At 43.5% G+C, this 12,221-nt stretch carries 12 protein-coding genes; all 12 read right to left on the bottom strand.

Features of this window, described 5'->3' with window-relative positions; translation table 11 throughout:
* Positions 1 to 145 precede the first annotated feature (145 nt).
* Positions 146 to 760, bottom strand: a complete 615-nt coding sequence (gene rnhB, locus IEY18_RS04980; protein WP_188918441.1) for a ribonuclease HII — start codon at positions 758 to 760, stop codon at positions 146 to 148.
* A 23-nt stretch (positions 761 to 783) separates the two neighbouring features.
* A complete protein-coding gene (lpxB, locus tag IEY18_RS04975) occupies positions 784 to 1,932 on the bottom strand; it encodes a lipid-A-disaccharide synthase (RefSeq protein ID WP_188918439.1) in 1,149 nt (382 codons plus the stop codon).
* Positions 1,933 to 1,951: 19 nt separating this feature from the next.
* Positions 1,952 to 2,722: an acyl-ACP--UDP-N-acetylglucosamine O-acyltransferase gene (gene lpxA / locus IEY18_RS04970; RefSeq protein ID WP_188918437.1), complete on the bottom strand. Its 771-nt coding sequence runs from the start codon at positions 2,720 to 2,722 to the stop codon at positions 1,952 to 1,954.
* Entirely contained in the window at positions 2,719 to 3,180 is a 462-nt protein-coding gene (gene fabZ, locus IEY18_RS04965) for a 3-hydroxyacyl-ACP dehydratase FabZ (protein ID WP_188918434.1), read from the bottom strand. Before fabZ ends, lpxA begins: the two co-directional genes overlap by 4 nt.
* A 31-nt stretch (positions 3,181 to 3,211) precedes the next feature.
* On the bottom strand, positions 3,212 to 4,234 hold the full coding sequence (gene lpxD, locus IEY18_RS04960; protein ID WP_188918433.1) for a UDP-3-O-(3-hydroxymyristoyl)glucosamine N-acyltransferase: 1,023 nt from the start codon (positions 4,232 to 4,234) through the stop codon (positions 3,212 to 3,214).
* A gap of 3 nt (positions 4,235 to 4,237) precedes the next feature.
* Positions 4,238 to 4,735 carry an OmpH/Skp family outer membrane protein gene (locus IEY18_RS04955; RefSeq protein WP_188919162.1) on the bottom strand — a complete coding sequence of 166 codons (498 nt, stop codon included), beginning with the start codon at positions 4,733 to 4,735 and terminating at the stop codon, positions 4,238 to 4,240.
* Between the two features lie 54 nt (positions 4,736 to 4,789).
* Positions 4,790 to 7,273, bottom strand: a complete 2,484-nt coding sequence (gene bamA / locus IEY18_RS04950; protein WP_188918431.1) for an outer membrane protein assembly factor BamA — start codon at positions 7,271 to 7,273, stop codon at positions 4,790 to 4,792.
* A 31-nt stretch (positions 7,274 to 7,304) separates the two neighbouring features.
* Positions 7,305 to 8,675, bottom strand: a complete 1,371-nt coding sequence (gene rseP, locus IEY18_RS04945) for a sigma E protease regulator RseP (protein ID WP_188918429.1) — start codon at positions 8,673 to 8,675, stop codon at positions 7,305 to 7,307.
* Positions 8,676 to 8,690: 15 nt separating this feature from the next.
* Positions 8,691 to 9,881 carry a 1-deoxy-D-xylulose-5-phosphate reductoisomerase gene (gene ispC / locus IEY18_RS04940; protein WP_188918427.1) on the bottom strand — a complete coding sequence of 397 codons (1,191 nt, stop codon included), beginning with the start codon at positions 9,879 to 9,881 and terminating at the stop codon, positions 8,691 to 8,693.
* A gap of 3 nt (positions 9,882 to 9,884) precedes the next feature.
* Positions 9,885 to 10,742, bottom strand: coding sequence for a phosphatidate cytidylyltransferase (locus IEY18_RS04935; RefSeq protein WP_188918425.1), 858 nt, complete (start codon positions 10,740 to 10,742; stop codon positions 9,885 to 9,887).
* Positions 10,743 to 10,759: 17 nt separating this feature from the next.
* Complete coding sequence (uppS, locus tag IEY18_RS04930; RefSeq protein ID WP_188918423.1) at positions 10,760 to 11,578, bottom strand: undecaprenyl pyrophosphate synthase; 819 nt, start codon at positions 11,576 to 11,578, stop codon at positions 10,760 to 10,762.
* Positions 11,579 to 11,659: 81 nt separating this feature from the next.
* Positions 11,660 to 12,217: a ribosome recycling factor gene (gene frr / locus IEY18_RS04925; protein WP_188918421.1), complete on the bottom strand. Its 558-nt coding sequence runs from the start codon at positions 12,215 to 12,217 to the stop codon at positions 11,660 to 11,662.
* Positions 12,218 to 12,221: the final 4 nt, after the last annotated feature.

Here is a 12,221-nt window from a genome sequence, read left to right as displayed (position 1 = left end):
ATGCTTCTATTGGTTAATCATTAAGGGAACAGAATGAGATTATCAGAGTCTACAGCGATGTGGCTAGTCAAAGCCATGAGAAGGCAAACAAAGCTCACCATATGTCTTGTAAACAGCAGATAAGTAAATGAACTGCTTATAGGTTTTATGGTGTTAGATAAGCCGCAACCGGTTTGAAACTTTTCCGATGCGCTTCGATGATGCCGTGTGCTTCAAGCGCTTCAAAGTGAGCCTTGGTCGGATACCCTTTGTGTTTTGCAAAGCCATATTGGGGGAACTTTTTATCTAACGCCTTCATTTCTTCATCACGCGTCACCTTAGCCAATACAGAAGCAGCGCTAATAGCATCAATTAAACCATCCCCTTTTACGATTGCATGACTCAAGATCCCAAAGTCAGGGCTTCTGTTGCCATCCACCAACACAACAGCGGGCTTCTGTGACAAACCCGCTACTGCGCGCTGCATCGCGAGCATGGTTGCATGTAAAATATTCAATTCATCGATTTCTGTAGGGCTGGCACGACCGATACTGTAACAAAGCGCTTTTGCACAGATCTCTTGAAACAATAAGTCTCGCTTTTTCTCCGACAGCTTTTTGGAATCGTTTAACCCCTTAATCGGTTTGCTTGGATCGAGAATAACGGCTGCGGTGACCACATCACCAACAAGGGGACCTCGACCAACTTCATCAACGCCAGCATAAAGCCCTTGGCATATTGTTTTAATTTGATCTTCAGAAATATTTTTTATGACAGCCATTTATTGTTCCAACAGTAAATCGATTAAGAAGCATCAAGCAGCTTAGTCACTGCATCAGCGGCACGCTCACTGGCATTTTGACGCAACTGCTTATGCAGTCCGGTAAATACTTCGTTCAAACTTCCAAACTCTAAATCTAACTGTTTCGCCACTGCTTGAGCAATGTTCTCAGGCGTACAATCTTCCTGAATTAGCTCTGGGATCAATGCTTCTCCAGCTAACAAGTTGGGCAGAGAATAATGTGAAATCTGCATCATGCCCTTAGCGATTCGATAAGTAATTGGGCTCACTCGATAAGCAACGACCATTGGCCGCTTTACTAACATTGCTTCAAGGGTTGCAGTCCCCGAAGCTAATAGTATGGCATCTGAAGCAGCCATGACTTCTCTTGATTGACCTTCGACAAGGTGAATTTCTAAATCGGGGGCAAATTGTTGTAATGCTTGCTCAAATTGCGCCCTACGTTTTTCATTTACTAAAGGCGTGACAAAGCGAATATCTGGATATTGTGCTTTAATCAATAACGCAGCTTTCACAAATGGCTCTGCAAGTTGCTTTAACTCCCCTCCGCGAGAGCCCGGTAAAATAGCTAAGTACTCAGCATCAGCGTCTAAACCCAGCGTCGCTCTTGCTTCCTGTTTATCTGATTGAAGTGGAATGTCATCAGCTAATGTATGACCAACAAATGTACATGGGACTTGATGTTTATCGTAAAAGGCTTTTTCAAACGGTAGCAAAGACAAAACCATATGCGTCGCTTTTGCAATCTTGAATATACGCTTTGGCCGCCAAGCCCATACCGACGGACTCACATAATGAACCGTTTTTATCCCTTTAGACTTAAGCTTTAACTCTAAACCAATATTGAAATCTGGCGCATCAATGCCAATAAAACAGTCGGGACGAATACGAGAGATTTCATCGACGAGTGTTGCTCGCACTTTTAAGAGTCGAGGCAAACGAGATAAAACCTCCACGATCCCCATTACCGCAAGTTCTTCGATAGAAAAGAGAGACTTAAAGCCTAAGGCCTGCATTCTCGGTCCGCCGATCCCGACAAACTCCGCGTCTGGATATTTGACTTGTAGGGCACGCATTAAACCTGCACCTAAAATATCGCCGGAGATTTCCCCGGCGACCATTGCAAAAACTTTTGGATTTTGACTGTTCATAGATTCCGAACAATAATATTTAGCGAATAATGCCTCGACCAGACGACTTAACGAAGTCTAGCAGCTGTTGAACATGCTCATCATTTTGTGCTTCTTCTTTTAACTCAGCACAAGCTTCTTCAACCGTTAAACTTGAACGGTATAATTTTTTGTAAGCACGACGAACGGCAAGTTGGCTTTGCTTTGAAAACCCACGACGCTTTAAGCCTTCAATGTTTAGGCCTCTTGGCTGTGCGGGTTGGCCTGCGGCCATGACAAACGGTGGTACGTCTTGCAATATAAGAGATGCCGCGGCAGTAAATGCATGTGCGCCAATATGAACAAACTGATGTACGCCTGTCATCCCACCAAGAATCGCCCAATCTCCAACGTGAACATGACCTGCAATTGAAGCATTGTTAGCCAAAATCACATTGTTACCCACGACACAATCATGGGCAATGTGTACGTAAGCCATCAATAAATTGTTTGAGCCAATAATCGTTTCACTGTTGTCTTGAATCGTTCCTCGATGGATCGTAACCGACTCTCGAATAACGTTATTATCACCAATGATGAGACGGGTCGGCTCACCAGCATATTTCTTGTCTTGGCACTCCTCGCCAACAGACGCAAACTGAAATATCTTATTGCCTTTACCAATAACTGTTGGCCCTTTCACCACGACATGGGAACTTAACCAACAATCATCACCAATCTCTACATCTGCCCCAATATATGTCCATGGACCAATTGTGACGTTCTGGCCAATCTTGGCATCAGGATGAACAAACGCTAATTTATCTATCACGAGGTAATCTCTCTGCGAGCACACATAATTTCAGCTGAACAAACTAGCTCACCATCCACTTTAGCTACACCACTGAACACCCCGATCCCACGGCGTTCTTTTATCATTTTCACTTCAAAATGTACCTGGTCACCTGGCTCTACAACACGTTTAAATCGAGCATTATCTATGCCTGCGAAGTAGTATAAAACATCCGGTGAAGGCTCTGAACTCATCGTTTTAAATGCCAATAATCCCGTTGCTTGCGCCATCGCTTCAAGGATTAACACCCCTGGCATTACCGGTGCGACAGGAAAATGCCCTTGGAAAAACGGCTCATTAATCGTTACATTCTTAATCGCATGTAACGTCTCTCCGGGCGTAAAATCCAAGACTCTATCGATTAACAAAAACGGGTATCTGTGTGGTAAATACTTAAGTATTTCCTTGATATCCATAGTGTTTAATTCATTTGACACTAAAATATTTCCTTAAAATCTTAATTCGAAACTACGAATTATCTAAATTTTTCTCAATCTTTTTAACACGTTGGAACAGCTCATCCAGTTGACGGAATCTGACGGTGTTTTTACGCCATAGCTTATTGTCCATCGCAATAGTTGCAGATGACATGACACTCTTTTCACGCACCACACTGGTAATATTAGTACCACCCGTAACCATGGTACCTTCGGCAATTGATAAGTGTCCGGAAACAGCGCAGTTGCCGCCAATAATACAATATTTACCAATGTTCACACTGCCAGCAATTGTGGAACTGCCTGCAATACAGGTATTCGCACCGATAACCACATTATGCGCAATTTGTATCTGATTATCTAAAATCACACCATCATGAATTTCAGTATGCTCTAACGCCCCTCGATCGACAGTCGTTCCTGCACCAATCTCAACTTGATTGCCTATTCGCACACCACCTGTCTGGGGGATCTTAATCCATTGGCCTGCTTGATTTGCATAACCAAACCCGTCTGAGCCAATCACGGTGCCAGCATGAACGATGCAGTCCACGCCAAAATGAACATCATGGTAAATGGTCACATTTGCCCATAATTTAGTTCTAGCACCCAAAATACTATCTTGACCAACGACACACCCTGGGCCGATTTGAACATCGTTACTAATAATCACGCCTTTGCCAATGACTACATTGGCACCAATGGCGACGTTATCACCGATTTGAGCTGACTCATCAATTTGTGCAGAAGGGTGAATGCCTTCGGCCGTTCGCGGCGTTGTATCTAGTAGTTGCGCAACCTTGGCAAATCCGACATATGGGTCTTTTAAAACAAGCGCATTACCCGAATACGTCTCTGCATCTTTTTCAGAAAGCAGAACCGCACCAGCTTGAGTTGTTTCAAGTTGCGCTCGATATTTGCTGTTAGCCAAAAACGACAATTGCTGCGCCGTTGCACCTTCAAGAGTTGCAACGCTTGAAACCACCAATTGGTGGTCTCCTTTCACTTGCGCGTCGAGCTTTTCAGCAAGCTGTTGTAGGGTGTAGCCAGTCATGTATTACTTACCTTTACTTAAGGCTTCAATCACTTTTCCACTAATGTCCGCAGACGGCTTAACATACACTGCAGCACCACGCTGAAGAACAATATCGATGTTCTCTTTCTCAGCAATCTTGTTAATCGTTTTTTGAACTTTAACTAGCAATTTATTTTGCTCTTCACCTTGACGAGTTCTCATGTCTTCATCAAGTGCTTTGCCTTCTAATTGCAATTCTGATTTTTGCGCATCAATTTTACGTGCAAGCTCAGTTTTTTGGCTTTCACCCATCAATGCAGCATCACGCTGTTGCGTTTCTAAAAGACCGCGAATGTCAGCTTGTAACTTTTGAACTTTTGCAATGCGATCGCCGAACTCTTGCTTCATCGCTTTACCAATTTCTTCGCGTTGTGGCAGCTGCTCAAAAATGGCCTGCATATCGACAACTGCTAACTTTTCAGCTTGCGCAGCAAGTGGTGCTGCAAGAATGACAGTGGCTAGCAATACACGATTTAACATCTTTTTCAAAATAGACTCCTTTTACTCAGCAAAACTTGCCGATTTTATTGAAATTTAGAAAGTTTTACCAATATTGAACGAGAAGATCTCTGTCTCATCGCCCTCATATTCTTTAATTGGCCAAGCTAAGTTAAAGACCATCGGTCCCATTGGCGACAGCCATTGTACACTCATACCGTAAGATGCACGAATACGACCGGGATCGGAATAATCAGCTAACTTATCAAACTCATCAACGGGTAAATAACGATACGAATCATAGTCAAACTCAGTATCCCATACATTACCTGCATCAACGAATAAGCTCGCGCGCACCGAGTTGCTATAAGCTTCATCAAGGAATGGCACTGGTACAATTACTTCAGCACTAATCGTGGCAATAGCATTACCACCAATGGAGTTACCCGTACCAACATCAACGCGATTCGCTTCGCCAGGCAAGGTACAACCTGAGCCGGATGGGTCTGGAGAGCAAGGCTCACTATCACGGTATATATAGAAAGAACGTGGACCGACTGAATTTGATTTAAAGCCACGCATAGCACTGCTACCGCCGGCGTAATAGTTCTCCCAGAATGGTAAAATTTGGTCATTATCATTAAATTGACCATAACCATTACCGTAACCCACTCGGCCTCGAGTTAAGAAGACAAACTTATGAGCGCGATCAATTGGGAAGTAAAAATCACTATTAAAATCAACTTTAAAATATTCTAAATCAGAACCCGGAACCGTTACTTTGCTGTTCAGTCGCTGGGTCGAACCATCTGTTGGGAAAGTCCCCCGGTTCAAGGTGCTCCTTGTCCAGCCTAAGCTCAATTCAAAGTTATCAAAGCTCAAGTCTTGATTCGGATCGTCACTATCTCTGTAAATATTATAAAAACGTAGCGCTTGTTCATACGCAGAGATTTCAGAAATCGTGTTATGGCGATAAGCGATACCACCATTAATACGATTATATTCATTAATCGGGAAGCCACTGTTCATCGCAACACCATAAGAGCTATTTTTATAGCGCTCAAGGTTTGCATCATCCGCATCAAACTCATTCCAAAAAATGGTGCCACCTAAACTCACGCCATCTTTGGTAAAATATGGATCGGTATAAGAAATATTTAAGCTTTTTTGGTATTGGTTGGTATTAATACTTATACCAGCTTGGTTACCCGTGCCCAAGAAGTTGTTCTGTTGCACACCAAACTGCAAACTCAGGCCAGAACCTGTACCATAACCAACGCCCGCATTGAATGAACCAGAAGCCTGTTCTTTCACCTTGAAGTTCACGTCGACGAGATCATCGGTCCCTGGAACTTGCACTGTTTCGGTATCAACCGTTTCAAAGAAGCCAAGACGATTCAAATTTGATTTAGACAGTTCAACTTGATCGGAGTTTAACCATGCACCTTCCATTTGTCGTAACTTACGGCGAAGGACTTCATCTTTCGTGACGATATTACCAGTGAAGTTGATATTTCGTACGTAAACCCTTTTTCCAGGCTTAATGTTGATGTTGAGACTGACCTCTTTGGTTTCATCATCAATTTCTGGATACGTTTTTACTTCAGGATAAGCATAACCAAAACGTCCCAAATATTTGCTGTACATTTCCTCGGTAAACGTCACATCGGCACCGTTATACATATCACCGGCTTTAATCGGTAAAATCGTCTGCATCACTTCGTCGCGGCCCATTAAATCACCGGTCAAATTGATGTCTTTAATTTTATACCTGTCACCTTCATCTACATTGATCGTAATATAGAGACCTTTACGGTCAGGTGTCATCGCCACTTGTGTAGAAGTCACTTTGAAACGAATATAACCAAGGTTGTGATAATGGTTTTTGATTGTCTCTAAGTCGGCCTGTAACATTTGTTTTTGGTAGCGTCGTTCGCCGAACAAATCCCACCACGCCACAAAATCCTTCAGCTCTAACATGCCGATTAATTCAGCATCGCTAAACTCTTTATTACCAACGACATTGATCTGTTGGATCTCTGCAGCTAGGCCTTCCGTAAACTTGAACCTAAGCTCAACCCGGTTTCGAGGAAGCTCAACCACTCGAGCTTCAACTTTTGCACCGTACTTACCCACACCATAATAGAAATCTTGCAAGCCTTTTTCGATGCCCGTTAATTTAGTGCGATCTAAAGACTCCCCTGACTTTACGCCAGACCCATCAAGACTCTCTTGCAGCTGCTCATCTTTAATATCTTTGTTACCTTCAAAGGTAACTTTACTAATCGTTGGCCGCTCTTTTACATCAACAATCAAAATACCATTGTCATGGCTGACAGAGATATTTTCAAAGTTGCTTGAGGCATACAGACTCTTAATTGCCTGCTGCAAGCTAAGCTGATCCACGGTATCGCCGACTTTGATAGGCAGATTAAGCAACGCTGCACCTAAAGCAACACGCTGCAATCCCTCAACCTGAATATCGGTAACTTCAAAAGGTTGGAATGACTCTGCCCAACTATTCCCAGAAAAAGACGCACCGACCAATAGCATCGAGGCAAAAAGTTTATTCAATCTCATAGAGTGCTTCTAATTATGTGGCTGTTCCAGTTTAAAGACGGGTAAAATCATTAAAGAGTGCAATACTCATCAATGTCAGCAGTAACGCTGCCCCAACCTTAAATCCAATCTCCTGTACCTTCTCAGATACAGCTCTTCCGGTTATTACTTCAACAAAGTAATAAAACAAATGTCCACCATCGAGTATGGGTAAGGGTAAAAGGTTAATAATTCCCAAGTTCACACTAATCAATGCTAGGAACGATAAAAAATAGACCAATCCAAACGTAGCACTATTCCCTGCACCCTGTGCAATAGAAATCGGACCACTTAAGCTTTTCACCGACACATCTCCGGTAAATAGCTTGCCAATCATTTTTAAGCTCACGGCAATGAGCTGCCATGTTTTATCTGCTGCGGCAAAACCAGCATCTATCAAACCATATTCTAGTTGTAGCTTAACATCTTCAGGCCATGGTTCTTGCGTAGGCACAACACCAATAATCCCAATATCCTTCCCTTGAGCATTTTGATGCACTTTCGGAACGAGAGTCGTAGAAAGCTGCTCGCCAGCTCGTCGAACCGTAACTTGCAATGGCTCACCCGCTGAGGCTTGAATGACTTCAACAAAGCTACGCCAATTATCAAAGCGCTTACCATTATAAGCAACAACTGTATCTCCAACTTGTAGCCCTGCTGATTCGGCAGCACTATCACTCGAGACTTGAGAAAATGTTGGAGAGACTTGCGGCCGATATATTTGTAACCCAATCGCTGCGATAGAAGATTCTTTTTCCGGATCAAAGCTCCAGTTTCGAATATCTAAAGTGTAATCTTTGGTGTTCGCACTTGTTCCAGCTTGCATTGATAGCGGCGCGGTGGTGACGACGATTTGTTCTTCGCCAATATGACTCGCTATAGCAAGGTTCACTTCTTGCCATGTTCGTGTATTTTGTCCTGAAACGGCTTTGATTTGTACCGGGTTCTTAACCGATATGACTGCCGCAGGCGTATTATCTAACGTACCATCAATAACCGGTTTAATGGTTGGAACGCCAATCAAATACATAAAATACAGTGCGATAATTGCAAAAATAAAGTTGGCAATAGGTCCAGCAGCGACAATGGCTATTCTCTGATATACCGACTTTTCATTAAAGGCTTGGCTCTTGAGGTCTTCCGAGATATCGTCCACTCGCCCATCAAGCATTTTGACATACCCACCAAGCGGGATCATCGCGACTGTATATTCGGTCCCATCTTTACCGATTCGAGACCAGATGGGTTTGCCAAAACCGATAGAGAACCGCTCAACTTTAACACCGCAGCGTCTAGCCACATAAAAATGGCCATATTCATGCGCTGCAATTAAAATCCCTAATGCGACAATAAAGGAACCTAAGTTCCATACAAAATCGAGCATTCAAATCCTTCGCGGTTATTTATTCTTGTTAATCGCTTCTTGAGCATAACGGCGAGCGTCCACATCAAGAGCTAAAATGTCTTCAATACTCGATAGACTCTGCTGAGGCACTTGTTTTAATACGGCTTCATTAATGCTGGCTATCTGCGTGAAACGAATTTGTTCATTTAAAAAAGCTTCAACCGCGACTTCATTACTCGCATTAAGTACTGTCGTGGCCTCTTGTCCTACGTTGCAGGCATCGATTGCCAAAGCTAAACAAGGAAACCTTTGGTAATCTGGTTCGCAAAAGCTTAATTGTCCGACTTTAAAAAAGTCTAAAGGTTCAACGCCAGCACGAATTCGTTGCGGATAAGCCATACAATGCGCGATTGGGGTTCGCATATCAGGGTTACCCATTTGAGCAAGCACTGAACCATCGTCATATTGAACCATGGAGTGTATAACGCTTTGAGGATGAATAACTACCTTTAACTGCGATGGTTTTGTGTTAAATAGCCAACGCGCTTCAATGTATTCTAATCCCTTATTCATCATGGTGGCTGAATCGACCGATATTTTTGGCCCCATAGACCAATTCGGGTGATTACAAGCCTGAGCAGGCGTCATTGTCGCCAAAGTGCTCAAATCACTCGTCAAAAATGGGCCACCTGAGCCCGTTAACAAGATATGAGAAACACCATTTTCCGATAAATCGCAATGTCCAAGGTTTTCTTGTACTGCAAGCGGCATGCTTTGAAAAATAGCGTTATGCTCACTATCCACAGGCATTAAGATACTTCCTGAGTCTTTCGCAGCCTGCATGAATAACTGACCCGACATCACTAGTGCTTCTTTATTTGCAAGCAATACGCGTTTTCCCGCTTTCACCGCCGCAAGTGTCGGCATTAAACCTGCTGCACCTACAATTGCCGCCATCACGGTATCAACGTCAGGAGCCGAGACCAATCCAATCAGATCAAGCTCTGATGTTGAAACTTGGATGTTGAGGCTCTGTGGAAGCTTTGCTTTCAATTCAGCCGCTGCTTTTTCATCAACCATATGTACAAACTTAGGTTGATGCTCAACGCATAGGGGCAACATTTTTTCGACATTAGAATGTGCGACAAGCGCATGCACACAGTATTCCGCGGGATTTTGAGAAATAACAGACAGCGTGCTAGCGCCTATTGAGCCTGTCGCGCCCAAAATTACCATATTTTGCATGGGTTACATCCAGAAGCCGATATAGATAAGAGTGAATACGGGGAAAGCTGCGGTCAAACTATCAATCCGATCAAGAACACCGCCATGTCCAGGCAAGATTGTTCCCGAATCTTTAATTTTTGCAATTCGCTTAAACATACTTTCAGACAAGTCGCCGAGTGCAGACGCCAGCGCAGTAAACAACGTAACGCCTATCACCAAGCCAAGCTCTTGCTCAGGAGAAATCGACATTACTGTAACGACCACCACCATCGTCATCACTAAGCCACCGATTAAGCCTTCAATCGTTTTACCAGGGCTGACATTCGGCATCAGTTTTGTTCGACCAAACGCTTTACCTGCAAAATAAGCCCCAGAATCTGCCGCCCAGACGACCAACATAACCAAAAAGACTAAGATGCCACCATAGTAGGGAGAGGCTTCTGTACTCAAAGCTTTTAAAGCAATCAAAGATACAAAACATGGAAGCAAGGTAAGCTGGCCAAACATCGACTTAAACATCGGGCTTTTTTGCCAAAAATTCGCGCTACGCGGATATGAAACCACCATAAACAGCGAGAGTAGCCACCAAATTGCCCCCATGAGCACAACGCTTAGAAAAACTGGATGCAGTTGATTACCTACCCAAATCTCATCTGTAGGAACCAATAAGTTTAAAGCAGTAAGAAGTAATCCAAGAGTGATCGTAAAGCTCCATTGCGTCATGTTGCAAGAGGGCTCAATAATTCTTCCCCATTCCTTAGCTGCAATCAAAAAAACAGCAACCAAAGCCCAAGAGAAGTACGCGGCGGGTAAATAGAAAATAGCACCTAATACTAAAGGCACCAGCCACAAAACAGTAATAATCCGTTGTTTTAACAAAAATACATCCTCAAAAACTAAACTTGCAACGCTTCTATTTGACTACCAGTACAACCAAATCGGCGTTGTCGACTCGCAAAAACTTCAACGGCTTGTGCAAATGTGGTTTCGTTGAAGTCAGGCCATAAAATGTCAGTAAAGACAAACTCAGCATAGGCAGCTTGCCACAGAATAAAATTGCTCACCCGATAGTCACCGCCAGTGCGTATCATTAAATCAACTTCAGGCTGGTTTTGCATGCATAACTGCTCTGATATTGCATCTTCGGTGATCTGACTGCTGCTGATTTCACCAGCTTCAACTTTTTGAGCTAACTTTTGTGCAGCCTGCATAATATCCCAACGGCCACCGTAATTCGCAGCGACATTTAAAACCAGCTGATTATTATCTTTCGTTTTATTTTCAGCTGCTTCAATTTGCTTTTGCAGTCTAGGGGAAAAGCGCTCTGTCGCACCAATAATATTCAGTCGTACCCCGTTTTTATCAAGCAGCTTTATTTCTCGTTGCAATACCGTTAAAAAAAGCTCCATCAGCAAACTCACTTCAGTATCGGGTCGACGCCAGTTCTCGCTAGAAAATGCAAATAATGTCAGCGATTTCACGCCCATTTTTCGAGCCGCACTCACCGCCCTACGCACCGCCTTAACACCAGCTTTGTGACCAAATACCCGCGCTTTGCCTTTACTTTGGGCCCAGCGTCCATTGCCATCCATGATTATGGCAACATGTTGTGGAATCGATTGTTTTACAAGCTCTGGGAGTTGCTGTAAACCATCTTCAGCACTGAGCTGACTCTTCCCTAATAATTGAGGAGTATTTTCCTCGACCGATGACATCTATTACAACCCTTTAAAATAGACAAACGCCGTGTAGTATACATCTACACGGCGCTTCAACTCTAGTCTGATGCGTAGAGTTTAGACTTCCATCAATTCAGCTTCTTTCGCTGCCAGGATTTCGTCAATCATCTTGATGTGTGCGTCTGTCATCTTCTGCACTTCATCTTCACTACGACGAACATCATCTTCAGTACACTCTTTTTCTTTTTCAAGAGTTTTTACATCTGAGTTTGCATCGCGGCGTACATTACGCACTGCGACTCGGCCACTTTCAGCTTCTGCACGCACAACTTTGATCAAGTCTTTACGACGCTCTTCTGTCAGTGCTGGCAAAGGAATGCGAATTGTCGCACCAGCAGACATCGGGTTTAAACCCAAGTCAGACGACATAATGGCTTTTTCAACAGCCTGAATCATCGTACGGTCAAAGACAGTCACAGCCAGCGTACGCGCATCTTCAATTGAAACGTTACCGACTTGCTTCAATGGCGTCATTGAGCCGTAATAAGAAACCTTGATCGTATCCAATAGACTTGGATGCGCTCGGCCTGTACGGACTTTTGCCATTTGTGTTTTTGTGCCTTCAACGCACTTTAACATGCGTGTTTCAGCGTCTTGTTTAATTTCATTAATCACGTTA

This window comes from Shewanella gelidii (assembly GCF_014647855.1).
Classification (GTDB): domain Bacteria; phylum Pseudomonadota; class Gammaproteobacteria; order Enterobacterales; family Shewanellaceae; genus Shewanella; species Shewanella gelidii.
The sequence above is the reverse complement of the archived record's forward strand: the minus strand, read 5'-3'. Positions and strand labels throughout refer to the sequence as shown.